At 58.3% G+C, this 23,178-nt stretch carries 23 protein-coding genes; 8 read left to right on the forward strand and 15 right to left on the reverse strand.

All coding sequences use genetic code 11. The features are described 5' to 3' along the window. Positions 1-60: 60 nt before the first annotated feature. The 3 genes from ACR0JE_RS12805 to ACR0JE_RS12815 all read right to left on the reverse strand — a co-directional run bounded on the left by ACR0JE_RS12805 (position 61) and on the right by ACR0JE_RS12815 (position 4,476). The gene (locus tag ACR0JE_RS12805) at positions 61-1,527 is read right to left on the reverse strand and encodes a uracil-xanthine permease family protein (RefSeq protein ID WP_480864420.1); all 1,467 of its coding nucleotides are present in this window, start codon (positions 1,525-1,527) and stop codon (positions 61-63) included. A gap of 239 nt (positions 1,528-1,766) precedes the next feature. Beyond that, entirely contained in the window at positions 1,767-3,398 is a 1,632-nt protein-coding gene (locus ACR0JE_RS12810; protein WP_480864421.1) for an alpha-D-glucose phosphate-specific phosphoglucomutase, read from the reverse strand. 241 nt (positions 3,399-3,639) lie between these two features. Then, positions 3,640-4,476 (reverse strand): nitroreductase family protein, encoded by an 837-nt coding sequence (locus ACR0JE_RS12815; protein WP_480864422.1) that lies wholly within the window; start codon positions 4,474-4,476, stop codon positions 3,640-3,642. 117 nt (positions 4,477-4,593) lie between these two features. On the opposite strand from ACR0JE_RS12815, the gene ACR0JE_RS12820 reads away from it, so the two are divergent. Genes ACR0JE_RS12820 through ACR0JE_RS12855 form a run of 8 tightly spaced genes read left to right on the forward strand, consistent with a single transcriptional unit; the run spans position 4,594 to position 10,019 of the window. Then, on the forward strand, positions 4,594-5,310 hold the full coding sequence (locus ACR0JE_RS12820; RefSeq protein WP_480864423.1) for a succinate dehydrogenase/fumarate reductase iron-sulfur subunit: 717 nt from the start codon (positions 4,594-4,596) through the stop codon (positions 5,308-5,310). Further along, entirely contained in the window at positions 5,310-5,654 is a 345-nt protein-coding gene (locus ACR0JE_RS12825; RefSeq protein ID WP_480864424.1) for a succinate dehydrogenase, read from the forward strand. Before ACR0JE_RS12820 ends, ACR0JE_RS12825 begins: the two co-directional genes overlap by 1 nt. Next, positions 5,654-6,007: a succinate dehydrogenase, cytochrome b556 subunit gene (gene sdhC / locus ACR0JE_RS12830; protein ID WP_480864425.1), complete on the forward strand. Its 354-nt coding sequence runs from the start codon at positions 5,654-5,656 to the stop codon at positions 6,005-6,007. The genes ACR0JE_RS12825 and sdhC overlap by 1 nt, the downstream gene beginning before the upstream one ends. 2 nt (positions 6,008-6,009) lie before the next feature. After that, positions 6,010-7,764: an L-aspartate oxidase gene (locus ACR0JE_RS12835; protein ID WP_480864426.1), complete on the forward strand. Its 1,755-nt coding sequence runs from the start codon at positions 6,010-6,012 to the stop codon at positions 7,762-7,764. Between the two features lie 14 nt (positions 7,765-7,778). Beyond that, positions 7,779-8,183 carry a hypothetical protein gene (locus ACR0JE_RS12840; protein ID WP_480864427.1) on the forward strand — a complete coding sequence of 135 codons (405 nt, stop codon included), beginning with the start codon at positions 7,779-7,781 and terminating at the stop codon, positions 8,181-8,183. Next, the gene (locus ACR0JE_RS12845; RefSeq protein ID WP_480864428.1) at positions 8,180-9,136 is read left to right on the forward strand and encodes a fumarate hydratase; all 957 of its coding nucleotides are present in this window, start codon (positions 8,180-8,182) and stop codon (positions 9,134-9,136) included. Before ACR0JE_RS12840 ends, ACR0JE_RS12845 begins: the two co-directional genes overlap by 4 nt. Then, positions 9,133-9,357 (forward strand): DUF6434 domain-containing protein, encoded by a 225-nt coding sequence (locus ACR0JE_RS12850; protein ID WP_480864429.1) that lies wholly within the window; start codon positions 9,133-9,135, stop codon positions 9,355-9,357. Before ACR0JE_RS12845 ends, ACR0JE_RS12850 begins: the two co-directional genes overlap by 4 nt. Continuing rightward, the gene (locus ACR0JE_RS12855) at positions 9,324-10,019 is read left to right on the forward strand and encodes a fumarate hydratase C-terminal domain-containing protein (RefSeq protein ID WP_480864430.1); all 696 of its coding nucleotides are present in this window, start codon (positions 9,324-9,326) and stop codon (positions 10,017-10,019) included. Before ACR0JE_RS12850 ends, ACR0JE_RS12855 begins: the two co-directional genes overlap by 34 nt. A 7-nt stretch (positions 10,020-10,026) precedes the next feature. On the opposite strand, the gene ACR0JE_RS12860 is transcribed toward ACR0JE_RS12855, so the two are convergent. The 12 genes from ACR0JE_RS12860 to ACR0JE_RS12915 all read right to left on the reverse strand — a co-directional run bounded on the left by ACR0JE_RS12860 (position 10,027) and on the right by ACR0JE_RS12915 (position 23,154). Further along, entirely contained in the window at positions 10,027-10,647 is a 621-nt protein-coding gene (locus ACR0JE_RS12860; RefSeq protein WP_480864431.1) for a glutathione S-transferase family protein, read from the reverse strand. 35 nt (positions 10,648-10,682) lie between these two features. Then, on the reverse strand, positions 10,683-11,426 hold the full coding sequence (locus ACR0JE_RS12865) for a sulfite exporter TauE/SafE family protein (protein ID WP_480864432.1): 744 nt from the start codon (positions 11,424-11,426) through the stop codon (positions 10,683-10,685). After that, entirely contained in the window at positions 11,416-12,312 is an 897-nt protein-coding gene (locus ACR0JE_RS12870; RefSeq protein ID WP_480864433.1) for a LysR family transcriptional regulator, read from the reverse strand. The genes ACR0JE_RS12865 and ACR0JE_RS12870 overlap by 11 nt, the downstream gene beginning before the upstream one ends. A gap of 83 nt (positions 12,313-12,395) precedes the next feature. Then, a complete protein-coding gene (gene bhcD, locus ACR0JE_RS12875) occupies positions 12,396-13,385 on the reverse strand; it encodes an iminosuccinate reductase BhcD (protein WP_480864434.1) in 990 nt (329 codons plus the stop codon). A 15-nt stretch (positions 13,386-13,400) separates the two neighbouring features. Next, positions 13,401-14,564, reverse strand: a complete 1,164-nt coding sequence (bhcC, locus tag ACR0JE_RS12880) for a 3-hydroxy-D-aspartate aldolase BhcC (RefSeq protein ID WP_480864435.1) — start codon at positions 14,562-14,564, stop codon at positions 13,401-13,403. Positions 14,565-14,574: 10 nt separating this feature from the next. Continuing rightward, positions 14,575-15,549 carry a beta-hydroxyaspartate dehydratase BhcB gene (bhcB, locus tag ACR0JE_RS12885; RefSeq protein WP_480543905.1) on the reverse strand — a complete coding sequence of 325 codons (975 nt, stop codon included), beginning with the start codon at positions 15,547-15,549 and terminating at the stop codon, positions 14,575-14,577. 11 nt (positions 15,550-15,560) lie between these two features. Then, positions 15,561-16,751 (reverse strand): L-aspartate--glyoxylate aminotransferase BhcA, encoded by a 1,191-nt coding sequence (bhcA, locus tag ACR0JE_RS12890; protein WP_480864436.1) that lies wholly within the window; start codon positions 16,749-16,751, stop codon positions 15,561-15,563. Positions 16,752-17,108: 357 nt separating this feature from the next. Beyond that, on the reverse strand, positions 17,109-17,822 hold the full coding sequence (locus ACR0JE_RS12895; protein ID WP_480864437.1) for a DNA helicase: 714 nt from the start codon (positions 17,820-17,822) through the stop codon (positions 17,109-17,111). A gap of 290 nt (positions 17,823-18,112) precedes the next feature. Next, positions 18,113-19,333, reverse strand: a complete 1,221-nt coding sequence (locus tag ACR0JE_RS12900; RefSeq protein ID WP_480864438.1) for an aminopeptidase P family protein — start codon at positions 19,331-19,333, stop codon at positions 18,113-18,115. A gap of 165 nt (positions 19,334-19,498) precedes the next feature. Beyond that, positions 19,499-20,710, reverse strand: coding sequence for an ABC transporter permease (locus tag ACR0JE_RS12905; protein ID WP_480864439.1), 1,212 nt, complete (start codon positions 20,708-20,710; stop codon positions 19,499-19,501). Between the two features lie 5 nt (positions 20,711-20,715). Beyond that, the gene (locus ACR0JE_RS12910; protein WP_480864440.1) at positions 20,716-21,990 is read right to left on the reverse strand and encodes an ABC transporter permease; all 1,275 of its coding nucleotides are present in this window, start codon (positions 21,988-21,990) and stop codon (positions 20,716-20,718) included. Between the two features lie 72 nt (positions 21,991-22,062). Further along, positions 22,063-23,154 carry an extracellular solute-binding protein gene (locus ACR0JE_RS12915; RefSeq protein WP_480543909.1) on the reverse strand — a complete coding sequence of 364 codons (1,092 nt, stop codon included), beginning with the start codon at positions 23,152-23,154 and terminating at the stop codon, positions 22,063-22,065. Positions 23,155-23,178: the final 24 nt, after the last annotated feature.

Here is a 23,178-nt window from a genome sequence, read left to right on the forward strand (position 1 = left end):
TCTATTTTGTAGTCTTGATCGAAGGCAGAGATGCGGTAGTTTCCCGCCGCATCGATTTGCTTAGACGTGATCGTCTTTCACCAGCTCGCCCCGGCCATGTCCTGCCAGACCGCCTGAGACTTCTTCGGTTGCCTCATCGGCCAGTGTTTCGGGCAGGATAAGGTTCAAAACAATTGCAATCAGCGCGGCCGGCAAGATCCCCGAGGCCCCCAGGATGCGCAGCGTATCCGGTAAATGCTGCAGCGCATTGGCTGAGCCCGGTGCGACGTTCATGACTTCAAGCTGAAGACCCAGACCTATGGACAGGGACACCGCAAAGATAACCATATTCCGACGGTTCCAGACCACGTCTGACAGCATTGAGACACCTGCCGCGACAACCATGCCGAACATCACGATCACACCACCGCCCAAAACCTCAATCGGGACGGTACGGATCAGGCCGCCGACCTTGGGGACAAGCCCGCAAATGATCAGGAAAATAGCGCCAATGGTGACGACATAGCGGCTCATTACGCCGGTCATCGCGATCAGGCCCACGTTTTGGCTGAACGAAGTATTCGGAAAGCCTCCAAAGATACCGGCAAGCGCTGTGCCGAAACCGTCAGCATAGGTTGCGCCTTGTATCTCTTTGTCGGTGGCTTCGCGCCCGGCGCCACCCTTGGTGATGCCTGAGACGTCGCCAACGGTCTCGATCGCCGATACAAAGGCCATGAGGCAGAAGCCGATTACAGCGGCCAAAGAGAACTCGAACCCGTATTTGAAAGGTTGCGGTAAGGCGAAGGCGGCAGAACGTTCCCACGAGCCAGAAATCGCATCGAGTGGCAGTTTTCCAACCAGGATGCAATAGACGTAACCCACTAGAATACCGATTAAAACCGCCGAGATCGACAGCATCCCGCGAGCAAAGAACTTCAGCCCTAGTGTGACAACGACCACGATTAAAGCAGGGGCCCAGCTGGACAAAGAGCCATAGCTTTCCGCGCCCGAAGCCTTGGCCGGAACACCACCAGCTGCGTATTCGATACCTACTTTCACCAGTGCCAGACCGATCATGGTAACGACGAGGCCGGTCACAAGCGGCGGCAAAGCAAAGCGTATCCGGCCGATTACCGTGCCCAGAAGCGCATGGAACAGGCCGCCAATGAGTACGCCGCCAAACAAAGCGGCCAGCCCATCCACGCCTTTCCCGGCGACCAACGGGATCATGATGGGAATAAATGCAAACGACGTGCCCTGAACGATGGGCAACGCGGCCCCGACAGGCCCGAGAGTGACGGTTTGCAATAGCGTGGCCACACCCGCAAACAACATCGACATCTGAATCAGATACAGCAGTTCGGGAAAATCAGGGCTGTTCGAACCAAAGCCAAACCCGGCTGCGCCCGCAACGATGATGGCCGGGGTCACGTTTGATACGAACATGGCCAGCACGTGCTGAATACCCAAGGGTACCGCGCGATAGATGGCAGGAAAGTAATTCGGGTCTCGAAGTTGTTCCGGTGTCCCGATTGGTGACGTCGTCATGAGGTTCCTCCTGTAGGACCAATGGAGTCGTCTCTGAGCGGGTGCCGGTTCTGTTTATTCGTGTGTTTGATCTGCAGCCGTTCAAAGTAAGTTAACGATAGTCCACACTAGGGTTGGCGATTATCAAAAATACTCAAAAGGTTCTGCATGCCCCTTGCAATCCGAGCTGCAAGAGGGGTGTGCTAAAATCTGAGCAGATCTAGTTGATCTTGCGGTCTTTGGCAGCGAGGGTTGGATGATCAGGTTATGACATCCGGAGAAGACCGCCCGCAAATCTCTTGCAACTTGGTGATCGCGGCGATGGCGTTGGCAACCCCACTCAGGGCGCTTTGCGGATCAGCACCCAAGTCGCCGTCCTTTGGCGTGAAGCTTTCCAGATAAATCCGGATGGTGGCATTGTCGGTTCCCGTGCCAGAGAGGCGGATCACACCGCGGCTGCCGTTTTCAAAAACGATGCGAATGCCCTGATTGTGGCTGACCGATCCATCGACCGGATCGTGATAGGAAAACTGATCTGCGGTTGCGACCACAAGCTCTCCTATACCGCTGCCGGGGAGGGTTGGTAGCCGTGCGATAAGCTCTGACATCATCTGATCGGCCTTGGCACTGTCCACGGCCTCGTAGTCATGGCGCGAGTAATAGTTGCGCCCATAGGTCTGCCAGTGGTCTTCCATGATCTGCCGGACGGAAACCCGGCGTTTTGCTAGAATATTCAGCCACAGGAGTACTGCCCATAATCCGTCTTTTTCGCGCACGTGATCTGATCCGGTCCCTGCACTCTCTTCTCCGCACAAGGTGATCCGACCTGCGTCGAGCAGATTACCAAAGAACTTCCAGCCCGTTGGGGTTTCATAACAATCAAGTCCAAGATGGCTGGCCACGCGGTCCACAGCGGTGCTGGTGGGCATGGATCGGGCCACTCCGGACAACCCCTTGGCATAGGCCGGAGCGAGGTGCGCATTGGCGGCCAGAACCGCCAGACTGTCCGATGGGGTAACGTAGATGCCTTTGCCCAGGATCATGTTGCGGTCGCCATCGCCGTCGGAGGCTGCGGCAAAATCCGGGCCATCAGGGGACATGATCAGATCGACCAGAGGCTTGGCCCAGATCGGATTGGGGTCCGGATGTCCTTTGCCGAAATCAACCGAGGGCACCGCGTTCAGCACCGAGCCTGTTGGCGCGCCCAATTCCTGTTCAAGAATCGCAGTCGCATAAGGTCCCGTCACCGCATGCATCGCGTCAAAGCGTAAGGAGAAGCCCTCGGACAGAAGCGATCTAATCGCGTCAAAATCAAACAGCTCGCGCATCAGCTCTGCATAATCGGCAACTGGGTCGACGATTTCGACCTGCATCTCCTCAAGCACAGATGTGCCAATCTGGCTAAGGTCGGCATCATCAGCTGTCAGCGTGTGATACTGGGTGATGGTCTGCGACTGCGCATAGAATTTTTCGGTCAGACTTTCCGAGGCCGGGCCGCCATTGCTGCCGTTGAACTTCAGACCGAAATCCGCATCGATGCCACCGGGATTATGACTGGCCGACAGGATGAAGCCGCCATCAGCCTTTCGTTTGCGGATCAGGTTCGACGCGGCTGGTGTGGACAGTAGACCATTCTGGCCGACGATAACACGGGCAGTGCCGTTGGCCGCTGCCATACGCAGGATGATCTGGATCGCCTCGGCATTGAAGAACCGACCGTCGCCGCCGATGATCAGCGTTTTGCCCGCGCCACCGTCAATGGCGTTGAAGATCGACTGGACAAAACACTCCAGATAGCCCGGTTCCATAAACACCCGTGTCTTTTTGCGCAGTCCCGAGGTTCCGGGCTTTTGGCCCGCAAAGGCGGTGCAGGGCTGTGTCACGATCGGCATGTTTCAAATTCCTTATTCTGAACAATGACGCAAGTGGTGCGCGCCGGGTCCCAAAAAATGTGCAATCCCCACACGGGTCAGGTATCGGGCTTCGATGGTGAAGTGATAGGGTAGGGGGGCTGTAGGTCACAAGCCTGTTGGTTACACTAGGGCGATCTGTCTTCGTGTGTCCCGCCGAGGCCATGCTTCGCTGAGCGTGGCCTGCGCTGCATGACTCGTCGTTGCCAACCATCGTATTTGCCTATGTCAGGATGAATCCCTGCGCGCGGATATAATCGCCGAAGGTTTTGCGTTCCGCGTGGCTGTATTGCCGCGTCTTGTCGTCAATCCAAGTGTAACCTGCGTCGGTGCCGAACTGGCCGATGCCCCTTTGGCGAACATAAGGCTGGGCGGCGGCACGGTCCTGCGCATAGGTTTCAATCGTATCACGTAACGCAGTTTCCTGATAGCTGTCGGTGTGACAGGTCACCTGCAATGGCAGGCGCTGAGAGATTGGGGCAGGGGCCGCCGGATAGCCAAGCGCCAGACCTGCCAGTGGAAACACGTGTTGTGGTAAACCAAGCAGATCACTTACTGCACTCGCCTCATTCCGCACCGCGCTGATCGGACAACACCCAAGGCCGCTTGCCTCTGCTGCTGTCACGAATGCCCCAAGTGCAATAGCGGCATCCGTTATAGCGTTGAAGAAGGCGTCTAGATGATCGTTCGCAAAGGGCAAACCCGTCCAATCATGCAACAGGCGTTGACGCCGATTGTTGCCGCAGAAGATCAGGATCATAGGAGCTTTGGCCACCCAATCCTGACCGGGTATTAAATCGGCCAGCTTCCGCCGCTGTGTGCCTGAATGCAGCAGGATGATATCGCGCTGTTGCAGGTCGCTTTTCGTGGGAGCGGACAAGGCGACGGCACAGAGAGTATCCAAAAGGCTGGTCGCAACCTCCTGATCGCGGAAACTGCGACAAGAGCTTCGGGTGGCCATGGACTGCAACAGCTCTGTACCCTTTGGTACCGTCTCCGGGGCATCGGAAAAACGGGCGCGCAACGCGGTTTTCAGATCGGACGGTATGTGATCGGCCAAGACGGCACCTCTTTCGAAATAATTTCTAACAAAAACCTTAAGGATTTTTGGCATTCATTAAGGTGAGCTGTCGGTTATGGTTTCTTTCAGCAATACATCACCTGAAAGCGCTTGGGTATGAATTCAAAGGCACAGCTTACGGTTCGCATCGAACGGGGCGCAGAGCGCGTCGAGGCGTTCGACGTGCCTGCTTACGATAGTCAAACCGTTCTGGATGTGGTTTCGTGGATTCAGCAAAATGCCGATCCGACACTCAGCTATCGGTTCGCTTGTCGCGTTGGTATGTGCGGGTCATGCGCGATGATGGTCAATGGCGTGCCGCGCTGGACGTGTCGGACCCATATCTCGAAAGTGACCGAGGGCGACAGCGTCACCATCGGCCCGTTACGCAATCTTCCAGTGATCAAGGACCTGGTTGTCGACATGGACCCGTTTTTTGACAAATGGGTTGCGGCTGAGGGTGTGCATCATGGTGCCCTGACACGTGATGACCCTGTTGCTCTGGTCGACGAAACCAGCGCCGAGCGGGTTGAGGCCAATGCCGGGATCGAATGTATCAACTGTGCGGTGTGCTATGCGGCCTGCGATACTGTGGCAGCGCATCCGGATTACATAGGACCCGCCGCGTTGCAACGGGCTTGGACCTTGGTGAATGACAGTCGGGACGCCGGGCACACAGAAATACTGGAGGCCGTTTCCGGGCACGGTGGGTGTCACAATTGCCATTCGATAGGGTCCTGCACGACCTATTGTCCGAACGAGTTAGATCCGATGTCAGCAATTTCGGGGCTGAAGCGAGAAACCGCTGGTTCGATATTTCGGAGAAAGCGCTGATGCTGAATCTGCGCCTTTATATGTTGCAACGCGTGACAGCGCTGTTGATGGCCCCGCTGGTAGTGGGGCACTTGGCGGTGATGGTCTATGCCATTCAAGGGGGGCTGAGCGCCGCCGAAATCCTGGGGCGCACTCAGGGGTCGCTCATCTGGTTTCTGTTCTACGGGCTGTTTGTCGTGGCTGTCTCCGTTCACGGAGCCATCGGTCTGCGGGTGATTGTCTTTGAATGGGGCGGTCTGAAGGGACGCGCTTTGGATGTATTCATGTGGGCGGTCGGTTTGGTCCTGTTCGCGTTAGGCGCACGTGCGGTGTGGGCGTTTACGTTTGCGGTGGGGGCTTCGTAATGAGGACTGCGCGCGATATCCGGTCTCGTGCTCATCCGCTGTGGTTGGCTTATATCCTGCACCGGCTGTCTGGCGTTGCCCTGGCGCTGTTTCTTCCGGTTCATTTCTGGGTTTTGGCGATGGCCCTGACCGGCTCGACGCGGTTGGATGCGGCATTGGCAATGACCGAGGCCACCGGCGTGAAACTGGTGGAATTCGGCCTCGTCTTTCTGCTCGCGGTGCACATGTTCGGCGGCTTGCGACTGATGGCGCTGGAATGGCTGCCGTGGCGCCCATCACAGAAAACACTGGCAGCCGGGGCAGCGGCGGTTTCGTTTTTCCTGGCGGCCCTGTTTTTCATGCGGGCGATATAGGGATGCGGCATTCAGGGATCGACCGTCACGATACCGATATCCTGATCCTTGGCAGCGGGGGAGCGGGCTTGTTTGCGGCGCTGCATGCCCAGCAAACTGCGCCCCAGGGCACAAGGATTACTATCGCCGTCAAAGGCCTGATCGGCAAATGCGGCTGCACGCGGATGGTGCAGGGTGGCTACAACGTCGCTTTAGGCGGCGGTGATACAGTTGAACGCCATTTCATGGACACCATTCACGGAGGCAAATGGTTGCCCAATCAGGACATGGCCTGGCGATTATGCGAACAGGCGGTGGTGCGTATTCGAGAGCTGGAAAACGAGGTCGGGTGTTTCTTCGACCGAAACCCTGACGGCTCGTTACACCAGAAGGCGTTTGCCGGTCAGACCGCAGATCGCACAGTGCACAAAGGCGATCTGACCGGGATCGAGATCATCAATCGGCTGATGGAAAAAGTTCTGGCCAGCGGTGTCGAAAAGCTACAGGAGCATCGCGCGATTGGTCTGATCCCCAGTAAAGACGGCAGCGCCTTGTCCGGTGTTCTGATGATCGACATGCGCACCGGTCACTTCCGTTTTGTCCGCGCCAAATGTGTGTTGATGGCCACGGGCGGCGGGCCGACCATGTACCGCTATCACACGCCCTCCGGGGACAAGACGATGGACGGGTTGGCCATGGCGCTTCGGGTTGGGTTGCCGCTGCGCGATATGGAGATGGTGCAGTTTCATCCGACCGGCCTGCTGGCGGGGGATCACACGCGCATGACCGGTACAGTGCTGGAAGAGGGGCTGCGAGGCGCGGGCGGGCAGTTGCTGAACCACGCGGGCCAGCGCTTCATGTTCGACTATGACCCTAAGGGTGAGCGGGCCACGCGGGATGTGGTCAGCCGCGGCATCTATGCCGAGATGCGCAAGACCAACGATCCGGGGCAGGAGGGGGTGTTTATCTCGATGTCCCATCTGGGCCCCGAGACTGTGCGCCAGAAGTTCAAAGGGATGGTGAAACGCTGCGCTGACAGCGGCTTCGATCTGGCGGCAGGCAAGGTCGAGGTTGTGCCAACTGCGCATTATTTCATGGGCGGCGTGGTTGTCGATGTGGACACGCGCACGGCGATGGAAGGCTTGTATGTTGCGGGTGAGGATGCCGGGGGCGCGCATGGGTCGAACCGATTGGGCGGCAATGGCGTTGCAAATTCAACGGTTTATGGCGGTATTGCGGGGGATGTGATGGGCGCGGATGTAAGGGCCATGTCCCTGCGCGACCCGGATGAGGCAGCCCTGACCGCCGAGCTTGACCGCGCCACCCACCCTCTGTCACGCAAAGCCGACCTTGTTCTGCCGCTGCGCAAACGATTGCAGGACCTGATGTGGGAGGATGTGGGCGTGATGCGCACCGAGGCGGGTATGTCGCGCGGATTGCAAGGGATTGCTCAGGTGTCTGATGCGCTGATGGATGTTGGTGTGGACGATCGCAATCTGGCCTTCAATCTGACCTGGCATGACTGGCTGAACCTGCGCTCGCTTTGTGATATATCCGAGGTCATCACCCGGGCCGGGCTGGCGCGCAAAAACTCGCGTGGCGCGCATTACCGCGAAGACTTCCCCGAGCCGGGCGCGATGGAGGAAAGCGCGTATACGGTTGCAAAACAGGTCGATGGGGCCGTGGAGGTTTCGCAGGAGGCTGTGCAATTCACCATTGTGAAGCCGGGAGAAACGATCTTACCAAAGGGTGCGCCCGAGACTTTGGTGGCCCAGTAGCAGAAGGTGAAGACATGGATTGGCTAAACATGGTTTGGGAGTGGCTTTCGAAAAATCAGTGGTTCGTCGCGATCCTTGCCTCGATCATCGTTGCCTATCTCACCGCGCATTACCAATCGCGGCACGAGCATGTCAGAATACGCGAAGAGCTAAAGCTTGAAACCTCGACCGAGGCGGCGATCATTCATCTACTGGACCGCCAGGGATGGGAGTTGCGAAGTTTTTACACCATCAAGTCGCATATCCGAGGGTTCGAGGATGACGAGTTGCGCCGATTGCTTGTGCGGTCAGGTGCCATCGCGTTCCAACAATCCCCGTCTGACCGTGACCCAAACGACCCGCTTAGGGAAGACCCAGACAAACTGGAACGGTGGGGATTGCTGAAGAAAAATACGCATCGGCTGGTGAAGAAAACATGATCCCCATCTCTCTTATTCAATCCACCGCAGAAACGCTGATGGACAAGGCGGCGATTGAGATCCCGCAGGATTACCTCGACGGGCTGAAGACGGCGGCAAGGACCGAGGATGGCGACCTGTCGTCCTTTGTGCTGAAAGCCATGCTGGAGAACTACGAGGCCGCCAAGGAAGATCGCCGGGCCATGTGCGGTGACACCGGCGTGCCGCGGTGGTTCGTCAAACTGGGCAATGAGGCGCAGGTTGAAGGCGGCATGGTCGCGCTGGAAGCCGCGCTGAGGCGTGCGACTGCAAATGCCACCAACGGCGTGCCTTTGCGCCCCAACCGGGTGCATCCGTTGTGGCGCACGGATCATGACAACAATGTCGGCATCGGTGCGCCTGAGATTGAATATGGGTTCGAGCCCGAGGGCGCGTGGATTGATCTGATCACCGTGCATAAAGGCGGGCTATTTGGCACCGACTACCGGATGTTGTTCCCCTCGGATGGCATTCAGGGGATCAAGCGCTTTTACCTCGACAGCCTGATGGCTTTTGGCAAACGCGGTCTGGCCTGTCAGCCGGCGATCATCGGGATCGGTCTGGGCGGGTCTAAGGATATCTGCATGACGCTGGGCAAGAGGGCCTCGACCCTTCGGATCGTGGGCAGCCGTAACTCTGACCCGCGTATTGCCGAGATGGAGGACGAGTTTAAGGAACTGGGCAATTCCATCGGCATGGGCGCCATGGGATTTGTAGGAAAGAACATGGTGATCGATTGCAATATCGAGGTTGGCTATTGCCACACCGGCGGGATGCCCATGTCGGTCCATGCATTCTGCCTTTCATCGCGCCGGGCCGTCGCGCGCATCCATGCGGATGGCCGGGTTGAGCACCGCACCGACCCAGATTGGTTTACGCCGTATCAGCGCCGTGAAACGGTGGACTGGGATCCGGTGCGGGAGGCGGCGGAATGAGTGGCGATTTAGACTGGCATTCCGCCTCGCTGAGCGACGACACCGTCATTGATGCGAAGTACCGCAACACTCAGAACGTCAGGCGCTACTTCAAAAGCCGCTTGGGTGATGATTTCAAGATGAACCGAAACTTTATGGCCTGGATGAAAGACAACTCCGGCAAAACCCTCAAAGAAGCCTGCGGGGTATGGCGCGAGATGCAAAATGGGGCGACCAGATGAGTTTGCGTGAAATCGAGCTGTCCACCACACCAAGTGCAGACGACATCGCCGATCTGCGGCTTGGGGATATCGTCTACCTGACCGGGCTGATGTATACCGCCCGCGAAGGTGTCTATATGCGCGCGCTGGAGGATAAGGCTAATATCCCGATGGAACTGCCCTCGGAAAGTGCCGCCAATTTTCATTGCTCACCTGCGGCGCGCATCAATGCGGATGGGTCCTTTGATATGGGCGCAGTAACGGCGACCGCGTCGTTTCGCTTTGCCAAATGGTTGCCGGAATGGATTGCAAAGACCGGGGCGCGATTGATCGTTGGAAAGGGCGGTATGTCCTCGAAGGATTACAAAGAGTATTTCGTGCCGAATGGGGCGGTTTACCTGTCCACCGTCGGCTACGGAACCGGGGCGTTGCTGGGGCGTGGTGTGGAAAACGTCGAGGCGGTGCATTGGAACGAGGAACTCGGTCTGGCGCAGGCGATGTGGGTGATCCGGTGCAAACGGATGGGGCCGTTCATCGTGGCCTCGGATATGGACGGAGATTGTTTGTTCGAACGCGAAAACGCCAAGATCGCCGAGACTATTGAACAGGTCTATGAGGGCACGAAACCTGCCGTCATGAAGCGCTACGGTGAAAGCGACGACCGCCGTGATGAAGTGATATAAGGCCGACTTACTGCGACGCGTACAATTCCAGAACAGATTGCGTTGCCGGTCGGGCGCGCATGGCTTTGTTATGTGCGGCCAGTTTGGGATATTGGTCCAGTGACAGATCGGCTGCTGCCATCCAGTGCTGCAACAGGAACAGATAAGGGTCGCAAAAGCTGAACTGCGCGCCCATCGCCCAAGGGGTCATCTCCAGTTGCTGCTCCAATAGCGTCGCTGAGGCCGCAAGATTGCGCGGGGCTACGCGACGCATATCCTGTAGCGAGGCGTCCTGATCCACCCACCGGCTGCCACGTTTGAGATGAGCAAATCCGACATGTACGGTCGAACAGAGATAGGCGCAGAGAGATCGCGCCTGTGCCTGCGCAAAGTCGCCATCGGGCATCAGACCCGCCTTAGAATGGGTGGCTGCAATGTACTCCAGAATGGCGGGGTTTTCGGTCAGAAGCCCCTCGGGCGTTTCCAGAACCGGAATGCGACCCTTGGGGGTCTTCTGCAAGAAATCCCGGCTGCGATGCGCCCCGCCGGGGATTGAGATTTCGACCGCTGTGAAATCCGCCCCGGCCTCGACCAAAAGGATATGTGCTGCAAGTGCAGATGAGCCTTTAGAATAGTAGAATGTGAGCATCCCGGTCGGCCCTTCCTGTTGGTCTTGCGGGTGGACTATAAGACCTCGCTTGCCATTACGCCCAACCCGACCAGCAGCGTCAACAAGATCAAAAGCCGCCGAAACCCGGTATCGCTGAGCCTCCGAAACACCATGATGCCGATTTGCGCCGCGATCAGACCGCAAGGAACGGTCACCAGCAGTGCTTTCACGGCGGCGCCATCATACGCGCCCTTCATAAACAGCAGAAAAATCGTGGTGCTGAGGATCACCACATTGAACGGCTGTAAAACCGCGCGGGTTTCGGACTTGGTCCAGGGACGCAAAGATAGCCACATCGCAGGGATCGCACCTGAAACAGCGGCGGCCCCACCCAGAATGCCGCCGGTCAGACCAACCCCGGAATCCAGCCAGGGTGTGCGCCGTTCGAAAGCCGGAAGGGTCGCGCGAAAGCCAAAGTAACCGCCATAGAGGATCAGAAACGCTGCCACACCGATCCGTAAAGTGCCAGCGTCGATTTGGTTCAGAAGGGCCAACCCAAGCGGCACGCCGATCAGGCCCGGTACAAGAAAGCGCAGCAATCTGCGCGGCTGGGCAAGAATGTCGGCCCTGACGATCCAAAGCCCTTGCAATCCGGCGAGAACGGACATGAGCGCAACGATTGCGACCGAAGTCACTGGCGGCAGGACAACAAGGTAGAACCCAAGGGCAAACAGCGCAGTCCCGGTGCCCGCAAGCCCGTTGATGAACCCGCCCGCAGCTGCGCCGAGGATCAGATAGGAAACCGTTTCAAATGTCATGCGCAGGCGTGTGTCCGGTGCTTTTGGACGCAGCTATCACACCATCCAAAGCATTGAAAAGCGCATCCATCGCCGTCACCTTTGTTTGAGCCTTCGGGTAGATCAGACCCAATATTCTGCGGGGTGCGTCTGCGCCAAGGCTGAGCTGGTTGACCGGCAGAGGGTCCAGAGGTTGGACCGCAAGTTGCGGCACGATGGAAACACCCAGATTTGCGTGGACCATGCTGGCGATGGCGTCTAACCCATCAAGCTCCATCGCCTCATTAACGCGGATGCGTTTTGACAGAATCCAGTTGTCAATCAGCGCACCCACAACGGCGGTTCGGTTGAACCGGATAAAGGGCCTCGTTTTTAACAGGGTGATCGGATCTTGCCCGACTTCTTCACGGGCCGTGATCAGTTGCATCGGTTCCTCGACCAGCGTTCGAAAGATGACGCCCTGAGGCATCACGGTGGGTCTGGTAACCAGAGCTGCATCCAAATTTCCGCGCGCGAGTTCCGCCAATAGCGTACCGGTGAGGCCGGGTTTCAGATGCAGACCCAGTTTAGGTTGTTGCGCCTTCAGTCGGGCCATGGCCTGCGGGGCCAGACCTGTCAGCGTGGTGCGCAGGACACCAAGCCGTATGGTACTGGCTAGCTCGCCTTGTTCATGAAGTGAGGGCACCAAACTGTCGTAATCCGCGATGATCTTGCGGGCTTTTTCGACCACTTGATGCGCGATCGGGGTCAGCTCGGGCGTGCGGGTGCTGCGATCAAACAGGGTGACCCCAAGATCAGCCTCAAGCACTTGCATCTGTTGGCTGACAGCGGCGTGGGTGACATGCACCACATCTGCCGCCGCGCTGAAGGTTTTGGTATCTGCAATCGCCACAAGTTTGCGCAGCATTCGGATGGTCACAGTCGGCACCTTTGAACTGAGAGGTGCCAACAGGTTAACCTGTTTTGGGGCCGTTTTGAAAAGGCTTGTATCTAGAGAATGGCGCGTTCCGCCAGCCCGGCCTCGTCGGCCATCCGCGCTGCGACCGAGGCGACGGCCAGGTCTTGAAGGCCCACGCCGGTGCCGTCGAACAGCGTGATCTCGTCATTGCTGCTGCGTCCCAGATGATCGCCGTTGATGACGGCCCCGACGGGCGTGATCTGATCCTCGGTCAATGTGCCGTTTGCGATGGCATGTTGCGCCTCGCCAATGGTGATGGACTGTGCGACCTCGTCGGTGAAGACGCTGGCCGAAGCGACCAGAGCGGGGTCGACCTCCTGCTTGCCTTTGGTGTCAGTGCCCATGCAGGCCAGATGCGTGCCGGGTTTGATCCAGTCTTTCATCAAAAGCGGTTCAAAGGCCGAGGTGATGGTGATGATCACATCTGCCTGTGCGCCCAGGTCTTCTTGACTGACCGCCTCGAAACCCAGCCCCAGCTCGGTCGCGACTGCGCCTAGGCGGGGCAGCATCTCGGGGTGCGGGTTCCAGGCGACGACTTTTTCAAAGTCGCGCTGTTCGGCGGCTGCGCGCAGCTGGAAGGTGGATTGATGGCCTGCGCCAACCATTCCCAGAACCTTGGCATCTTTGCGTGCCAGATGGGCGATGGAGACAGCTGAGGACGCGGCGGTGCGCACGGCGGTCAGGTAATTGCCGCCGACCAGCGCCGAGAGCCGCCCGGTATCGGGATCGAACAGAAAGACGGTGGACTGGTGGTTGGTCAACCCCTTGTCCATGTTACCCGGCCAGTAGCCGCCGGATTTGACGCCCAGCACCTGACCGGCGCGGTCGAAGCCGGATTTAAAGCCGTAAAGCGCGTCGGCATAGCCGATGGCCTCGCGGATGACCGGGAAGTTATAGGCGTCGCCGCGCGCCATGGCAGCGAAGACGTCTTGCACAGCTTCGAATGCCTCAGCGCGGCCAACCAGTTGCTGGCAGAGGTCTTCTCCGACGATCAGCAGGGGTTTGTCTGTCATATCTTTCATGATCCTTTCCCCGGTTCAGAAGGCTTTGCCGCGCGCGGAAACGGGCCAGAGGGTTTCGACCTTGCCGCCCCGCACACCCACATACCAATCATGCACATTTGCAGTCGGGTCACAGTGACCGGGCACCAGATGCAGCTTGTCATTGACCTTCAGAACGCCCTCGGGGTCTGCGACCACGCCGTGCTCGTCCGAGCATTTGACATATTCCACATCCGTGCGTCCGAAGATCACCGGCAGGCCGCTGTCGACCGACTGGGCCTTGAGCCCGGCATCCACGATGGCTTTGTCGGCCTTGGCGTGGCTCATGACGCTGGTCAGGATGAAGAAGGCGTTCTCCCACTCGCCCCGGTCGATGCGGTTGCCCTGTTCATCGAGGATGCGGCCATAGTCGGCATCCATAAAGGCGTAGGAGCCGCACTGGAGTTCGTTATACACGCCCGAGGTGCTTTCGAAGTAGTAAGACCCGGTGCCGCCGCCGCCGACGATGTCGCAGTCCAGCCCTTCGGCCTTGAGCCCGTCTACGGCGTCTTTGACCTGTGCCACGGCGATGTCGATCTTGGCTTTGCGATCCTCGTAGAGGTCCATGTGCTGCATCGCACCCTGATAGGCCTGGATGCCAGCAAACTTGAGACCCGGGGCTGCGTCGATGGCTTTGGCGATAGCGATGACCTCGGGCGTGGTGGTCACGCCGCACCGGCCTGCGCCGCAATCGATCTCGACCAGGCATTCGATCTGGGTGCCGTGGCGCTGCGCGGCCTCGGACAGGTCGGCGACATTGTCGATATCGTCGACGCAGCAGATGGTCCGCGCACCCAGCTTGGGCATCCGCGCCAACCGGTCGATCTTGGCCGGGTCACGCACCTGATTGGACACAAGCACGTCCTTGATGCCGCCACGGGCAAAGACTTCGGCCTCGGACACTTTTTGGCAACAGACACCGCAGGCGCCGCCCATCTCGACCTGCAGCCGCGCCACTTCGACGGATTTGTGCATCTTGCCATGCACCCGGTGGCGCATGCCGTGGGCTTTGGCGTAATCGCCCATTTTCTTGATGTTGCGCTCTAGCGCGTCCAGATCCAGCACCAGAGCCGGGGTCTGGATGTCGGATGCGTCCATGCCGATGGCGGCGGGGATGTCAAAGCCGACCTCAAGCTGGTCGATGTTTACAGGCTTGTTCATGATGTCCTCCTCAACCCTTGATCCAGGGCAGTTTGTCCAGATCCACATTGCCGCCGGTGATGATCACGCCGACACGTTTGCCTTTGAAGACCTCGGGGTGTTTCAGGATGGTGGCCAGCGGCACGGCGCAGCTGGGCTCCATCACGATGCGCAAGTATTTCCAGGTGATCTTCATCGCCGCGATGATCTCGTCTTCGCTTGCGGTGTGGATGTCGCTGACGAAGTTCGACACGAAGTGCCAGGTGTTTTCCTTCAGCGGCACTTTCAGCCCGTCGGCGATGGTGACCGGCGCGTCATCGGCGATGATGTGACCGGCCTTAAAGCTGCGATAGGCGTCATCGGCCTGTTCCGGCTCCGAGGCATAGATATTCACCTCAGGGGCCAGGTTCGACAGGGTCAGGCAGGTGCCCGAGATCATGCCGCCACCGCCGATGGGCGCAACCACCGCGTCCAGCCCATCGGTCTGTTCCAGCAGTTCCGCTGAACAGGTCGCTTGCCCCGCAATCACGCGCGGGTCGTTATAGGGATGCACGAACTCGCCACCTGTGCGCGCCTGCACCTCGGCAAACACCGCCTCGCGCGAGGTGGTCGAGGGCTCGCATTCGGTGATGATCCCGCCATAGCGGCGCACCGCGTCTTTCTTGGCCTGCGGCGCTGTGCGCGGCATCACCACGTTGCAGGGGATACCCCGACGGCCAGCGGCATAAGACAGGCTGAGCGCATGGTTGCCGCTGGAATGGGTGCAGACGCCGCGTTCGGCGGCCTCATCATTCAGGCCAAAGACCGCGTTGCAGGCGCCGCGCACCTTGAAGGCCCCGGCCTCCTGAAAGTTTTCGCATTTGAAGAACAGCTGCGCGCCTGTCAGATCGTCCAGATAGGCCGAGCGCAGCAACGGTGTGCGGTTGATATGCGGCCTGATCCGCTCATGCGCCTCGCGCATATCGGCGATGGTCAGGCAATCGGCAGTGGTCATCGCGTCAAGCATCGGGGCCCTCCTTACGCTGCGGATTTCATTGGGGCTGCGTGGCTTGCACGGAAGTATTCCTGTGCCGCCGCAACACCGCTGCCCAGCTTGATCGGATAGTCCAGATCGGCCATGGCCATTTCGATTGTGGCCAGACCGGACAGAACCATCACATCTGTCAGGCTGCCTAGATGGCCGATACGGAAGGCTTTGCCGTTCATCTCTCCCAACCCGATGCCGAAGCTGACGCCATAAGCGTTGAAGGCATGATCGGTGAGCGCATTGCTGTCGAAGCCCTCGGGCACATAGATCGCGCTGACAGTATCCGAGTAGAGCTCGGGCGACTGCGCCACCAGTTCCAGTCCCCAGGCTGAGGTCGCCTTGCGCACGCCTTCGGCCAGACGGAAGTGACGGGCATAAACATTGTCCAGGCCTTCTTCGAAGAGCATTTTCAGGCTTTCGCGCAGGCCGTAGATCAGCTGTAGCGGTGGGGTATACGGAAAGCCCCCCGACGCGTTTGCGTTTATCATGTCACGGAAGTCAAAGAAGGTGCGCGGCAGCTTGGCCGTTTCCATCGCTGCCAGCGCCTTGGGGCTGACACACAAGATCGCCATTCCGGTGACTAGCATGAAGCCCTTCTGCGAGCCCGAGACCGCAATATCAACACCCCAGTCATCGAATTCGAATGGCATCGAGGCCAGCGAGCTGACGCAATCCACAAACAGCATCGCCGGATGGGTGCTGGCATCCATCGCCTTGCGCATGGCGGCGATGTCCGAGCGCACGCCGGTTGCGGTTTCGTTATGGGTGACCAGAACGGCCTTGATCTCATTGGCTTTGTCGACGGCCAAAGCCTCGGCAAACTTATCCGCCGGCGCGCCGCTACCCCAGGCGCATTCTATGATCCGAACATCCAGCCCATGACGTTGGCACAGGTCGATCCAGCGGTGGCTAAACATGCCATAGCGGGCGACCAGAACCGTATCGCCGGGGCTGAGCGTGTTGGTCACTGCGGCCTCCCACCCGCCAGTTCCGCTGGCAGGGAAGGTAATGATCTGTCCGGTCGTGGTGCCGAAGACTGTTTTGGTGTCTTCCAGAACCGGCGCGAAGGTCTCAACGAAATCCGGAGCGCGGTGGTCCTGAGTCTGTACCTGCATCGCCAGGCGCAAACGGTCGGGGATGTTGGTGGGGCCGGGAATAAAGACCGGGTTCTGGTTGGACATTGTTGCTTCCTCCGCTTTGAGAAGAGTGTCCTATCCGGTGGTCAGAACTGCAATTTTCTCGAAAATGTTTTTTGGGAGGATAGGAAGTCGCGTAAATCACTGAAAATGCGAGGAAGCTTATTTTTTCATTTCAATGGGCTAAAATCGAACAAATTAAAAAAATTTGCGTGAAGCGAGTGAGATTGAAGAAAATCTGACCGAGATTGAGCTGAGATTCGATCAAGATTGGATGTGGGATTCGATCTGCAGTTGCTCTGACAACTGGTTTGAAATCCCTGCCTGCCTCATTTGCAGATATTTTCGAAAACCGGATTCGCGAGCACTTTTCGTGTGCCCGCAAATCCGTGGGAAGGCTGTCTAAGATGCTTGATCAATCAGCAGTTTACCGTTGTGCATGAAGAAGAACGTGTTGAAGACTGTGAGATCCAGCGGGTTGGGCAGCCGAATATCTGGCTTACCCGGCATGGACTTGCCCTGCAGATCAAACGACCGATCAATCTGAGATATGACAGCGCAAATGGCATCTGTTTGATCAAGATAGTTCCTGAGAGATGCCATTTGATCATCAAGACTGGGGTTTGTACGTTTTTGATCAAGGAGTTGGAGATAGTCTACGACTATGAATTTGGGTCTTTCTTCCGATCTCAATCGCCGAATAATATAGTCTGCAGACACATCGTCAGATGTATCAATGACAACAGAATTGTCGTTAGAACACGGGTCAATTCCCATGGTTTCGAAACGATCCGTGACCTCACGTTCATGATACTCCAGAGTGAAAAAGAAGCCTTTGCGTCCCTTGCCCGATGCTTTGGCTGCAAGCTCCAAACCGAGAAGTGTTTTGCCCTGACCTGGCCTGGCCCCTACTAGAGCGAGGTCGCCAGGCCGAAGTCGATCAAGTATTTGTCGGGCTGGCGCGGTGTCTGCTGATGACGATGCAAGGTGGCTCCAACTTCGGTACCCTTCATGAATGGCAACCTTGTCCAGCGCGCGATGTAAAGGAGTGTCTGTTTCTCGTGCAAAGAGCTTCGCTTTCCGCTTGAGCACGTAAATAGGAGCAGAGATCTGCATTTGTTATCCTCCTCTTTCGAGCGATGTCTGCAATCCCTCCTTATGCTAGCGCTCGAACGAGTCAGGTTCACATCAATTCACTCTACATGAAATATGCTTCCCGGTTGGAGGGCGGAGGCCCGAGGATGGCCTTTGACGAGTGTGGCCCACCGCATTCAATAAGGCAACAATCAAGCAACTTTTGTAGTGACAGTGATCGGCCTTGATCCCGTTGGGTAATTCTAAAGAGCGGTGGACTATCTGAAGCGCCTGCCCTTGGAAAGGCGGGGCCGGGGCCCCGCCCAAGCGGCTTAGGCGCCGATGATGTTGTGGCCGGGGCCATACGGGAAGCCGGTGATGTTTTCGGCGCCATCGTCGCCCACGATCAGAATGTCATGTTCGCGATAGCCGCCCGCGCCGGGTTGGCCTTCGGGGATCCACAGCATCGGCTCGATCGAGACGACCATGCCGGGTTCCAGCACTGTGTCGATATCCTCGCGCAGTTCCAGACCGGCCTCGCGCCCGTAGTAGTGGCTGAGGATGCCGAACGAGTGGCCGTAGCCGAAGGAGCGGTAGTCCAGCAGGCCTTCCTGAGCGAAGAAGCGGTTGATCTCGGCGGTGATGCCAGAACAAGTTGCGCCGGGTTTGATCAGGCTGAGGCCAAGCTCATGCGCGGCCACATTTGCCTGCCACAGGCGCAAGCTTTCGGCGTCGGGCTCGCCCAGGAACAGGGTGCGTTCCAGTGCGGTGTAGTAGCCCGAGATCATCGGGAAGGTGTTCAGCGACAGGATATCGCCCTTTTGCAGCGCGCGTTTGGTGACCGGGTTATGCGCCCCGTCGGTGTTCAGGCCTGACTGGAACCAGACCCAGGTGTCGCGGTATTCGGCTTGCGGATAGGCGCGGGCGATTTCCTCTTCCATTGCGTCGCGGCCTGCCATGGCGATCTCGATCTCGGTTGCACCTTCGCGGATCGCGGCGTGGATGGCGGCGCCGCCCACATCGGCGGTGCGCGCGCCGCCTTTGATCAACTCGATCTCTTCGGCGGATTTGACCATGCGGGCGGCCATGGTGTCGGGTGCGATATCCACCAGTTCCGGTGCATCCAGCATACGCAGGGCGGTATCGCGGGCGGCAAGCGTCATGTGGTCACCTTCGATGCCGATACGTTTCGCACCATCGATCAGGCTGGCCACGGCGCGCCAGTAATTGCCGCGCTGCCAGTCGGTATAGATCACATTTTCATCGACCGAGCGACGCCAGGGCTGACCCGCATCGATATTGGCGGACACGGTTGTGCAGGCATCTTGCGTGACGACGCAACCATAAGGGCGGCCAAAGGCGCAGTACAGAAAGCCCGAGTAATAGGCGATGTTCTGCATTGAGGTCAGCAGGACGGCGGGAATGTCCTGCTGTGCCATGACGGCCCGCAGCTTGGTCAGGCGGCGGTCATATTCACCATTGCTAAAGGGCAGGGGGGCCTTGTCACCATTGTGGCAGGTGAAGAATTCGGGGCGATTGGATAGGTCTTTCATCATACGGTCTCTCATCTATGCCGGGAAAAGCAAGAACCCGGCCACATGTCCCGGCGTTCAGGACAGGCGGTCTCGGGGTCCGAGAGCCGATCACCCCCTTACGTGCCGCGACGCCATCGCAGCGGGGGTGAACAAGGAAATCGTTAGATCAGACGGCGCGTTTCGTCAAGCGGGGGAAAGCCCCCGCAGACGTTCCGAACGACGGCGCAGCAATTCGACCGTGGTCAGCAACGCGATGGACAGCACCACAAGGATCGTGGCGACCGCCAGGATGGTCGGGCTGATCTGTTCGCGCAGGCCGGTGAACATCTGCCAGGGCAGGGTTTTCTGGCTGGCGGAACCCACGAACAGGACCACCACAACCTCGTCAAACGAGGTGATGAAGGCGAACAGCCCGCCCGAGATCACGCCCGGCAGGATCAGCGGCATCTGGATCTTGAAGAACGTCCGTACCGGGCCCGCACCCATATTCGCCGCCGCACGCGTCAGCGAGCGGTCAAAGCCCACCAGTGTTGCGGTCACGGTGATGATGACGAACGGAATACCCAGAACAGCATGGGCTAGAATGACCTTCAAATAGCCCACGAAGTTCTTGTTCATGCCCAGCGTGCCTTCCAGAAAGCGGCCAATGTCGCTGTAAAAGAAGAACATGCCTGTGGCCGAGATGATCAGTGGCACGATCATGGGGGAAATCAGGATACCCATGATGGCGCGTCGTCCCGGCACGTGGGATTGGCTGAGACCGATGGCAGCCAACGTGCCCAGCGTCACGGACAGAACCGTCGCAATCGGCGCGATGATCAGTGAGTTCTTGAAGCTGCGCTGCCATTCATTGTTGGTGAAGAAATCGCGGTAATGCTTGAGCGAATACCCCTCGGGGTCGAGCCGCAGCATCTCCGGCGTGAAGGTAAAGAAGTCCTGGGCGTTGAACGACAGCGGCAGAACCACAAGGATAGGTGTGATCAGGAAGACGAAGATCGCACCACAGATCACACGGAACAGGTAGTGATAGAACACCTGTTTCGCGGTCAGGTATGGCAGCAACTTCTGGCGATACCGGCCTTCATACAGCCAATAGGTGAACCAGGCAAAAAACCACCCGCCCAACAGGCCCAGGACACCGCCGAGGGGTCCGGCAATCAGGAACCCTCCGATTCCGAAGCCCAGGATGTTGATCCAGCGCGCCAGTTGTTCGTTTTTTAGGACGGTGATGTAGACCCAGGCCAACGCGGCGATCAGGGCGGCGCCGATCAAAATACCCAGGAAAATTGACCCATTGCCTGCGCCGACAAAGACGCCGGCAAAAGCCCCGGCCAATGCCAAGCTGGGCAGGACCATCGAAAGCGGTTTGCGGGATATCGGAGTAAGTGCGGCCATCTTGATTATCCCAGCTTCACGTTATCAATGCCCACGATCTTGTCGTAGCACCAGTAGAGCAGCAGCACGACCGCCAGAAGGATGGTCCCAAGTGCCGCGGCCAGTCCCCAGTTCAGCGAGGACGAGATATGGTAGGCGATCCGGTTCGAGATGAACACGCCCTTGGTGCCGCCCACGATTTCCGGCGTGATGTAGTAGCCGATGGCCAGAATGAACACGAGGATCGAGCCCGCGCCAATGCCCGGAATGGATTGCGGGAAATAGATGCGCCAGAAGGTTGTCCAGTTGGTGGCCCCCATGGATTTCGCGGCGCGGGTGTAAGAGGGCGGAATGGTCTGCATCACCGAATACATTGGCAGGATCATGAACGGCAGCAGGATATGCGTCATCGCGATGATCGTGCCGATTTGGTTGTTGATGATCACAAGTCGCGCGTCATCGGCCACCAGACCAAGCCAGACAAGGGTTTCGTTGATCACCCCCTGTTGTTGCAGCATGACCTTCCACGCTGAGGTTCGCACCAAGAGCGACGTCCAAAACGGCAGGAGAACCAATATCATCAATATGTTCGAAACGCGCATCGGCAGGGTCGCCAGCAAATAGCTAACCGGGTAGGCCAGCAGGATGCAGGAGGCGGTGATCACCAGCGACATGAACAGGGTCCGGCCGAACAGCTTGATCAGGATCTGCTTATCCTCGGGCTGGGCCTGCGCGCCCTCGGGCGTGCGGCGCATATCAACCGCATTCAGAAAATAGCCATTCGTCACTGCAGGCGAGTGCGTCTTGATGACCGCCCAGGTGTTGGGCTCTCCCCAGCCGTCGTGGATTTCGATGACCTGATCCTTGAACGGCCCGTCTGTTTCGGGGTCCAGCTTTTTGATTTGACGACCGGACCGGCGGAACATCGAAGACATGCCTGTTTCTTCGTAGTTCAGACGCGAGCCCAGACGGGTATGCGTTTTGTTGTCGATGGCGACAACCATGTCGCGGACAAAGGCGTCATAGACGGCCTCGTCCGGCAATTCACCGGATTTTTCATCCCACTCGTTCAGGGCCTGAACCGTCAGCGGCAGGGTTTCGGCGACAATGCTGTTTTCGACCGAACGAAACAGCATCGAAGCGATAGGAACGATGAAGGAGAACATGACAAACAGAAGCAGCGGGGCGATCAGCATCAAAGCCCTGAGCTTTTGCCGCCGCAATGACCGCGCCAGTGACTGTTTCAGCGGCGTACCGTCTGCAGCCAGCATTGGCCCTGCGTTTTCGCTTGCGTCCGTCATCATTGTACCCTGCGTTGTCTTGGTCTGGGGGCGGCGCACCGCCCCCGACGGATTTATGACGTCAAGCCCGGCTTATTGTGCCAGCCACGCCTGGAATTTGGCGTCGATGTCATCACGGTAGTCGGCCCAGAACTCGTAGTTATACAGGAATGTGTTCTTGGCGTTTTCCGGATCGGTCGGCATATGCGGTGCCATGTCGATGCCCAGATCGGCATGCTTGCCAACCAGCGGTGCTGACGAGGCGCGGGCCGGGCCATACGAGATGTACTTGGCCTGATCTGCCAGACGCTGTGTGTCGGTTGCGAACATAATGTAGTCCAACGCACGCTGCTGACGCTCTTCGCTCAGACCGGCGGGAATGATCCAGCCGTCCAGATCGAACACCTGCGCGTCCCACAGCATGGCGACGGGCTGGTTCTGCTCTTCGATGACGCTGAACAGACGACCGTTGTAGGTGGAGCCCATGATAACTTCGCCATCGGCCAGAAGCTGCGGCGTGTCGGCACCGGCAGACCACCAGACAACGCTGTCCTTGATGGTGTCCAGCTTGGCCAGCGCCTGGTTCTGACCTTCTTCAGTGGCCAGCACGTCATAAACGTCGTCCTTGGCAACGCCGTCACAGATCAGAGCCCATTCCATGTTGTTGATCGGGCGCTTTTCAAGCGAACGCTTGCCTGGATAGGTTTCCAGATCGAAAACCGCGCAGACATCGGTGGGCGGAGTGTCGCCAACCAGGTCGGTGCGATAGCCGAAGGTCGTCGAGTAAACGATCTGCGGGATAAAGCAGTCGCTGACCAGCAGGTCACCGAAGTCTTCCGAAGCTGGTGTGCCATCGGGTGCCGGTGCCAGCATGGTATCCGGGTCGATTTCCAGTGCCAGACCTTCGTCGCACAGGCGGATCGCATCAGCGGCAACCACGTCCACCACATCCCATGTGATGTTGCCCGCTTCGTTCATGGCGCGCAGTTTCGCGACCGCTTCGGCCGAGCTGTCATCATTCAGGATGGTGACGCCGGTCTTTTCCGAATAGGGCTCGTGATACGCTTTTAGCTGAGACTTCGAATAAGCACCGCCCCACGAGACGATTGTCATCTCTTGAGCTGAAACGGCACCAGCAGCCGTCGCAAGCGCGGCCACCGTCAGTAGTGTCTTTGTCGGTTTCATATGATACTCCCAGTAAGTCCCGTT

This window comes from Ruegeria sp. H3 (assembly GCF_056533095.1).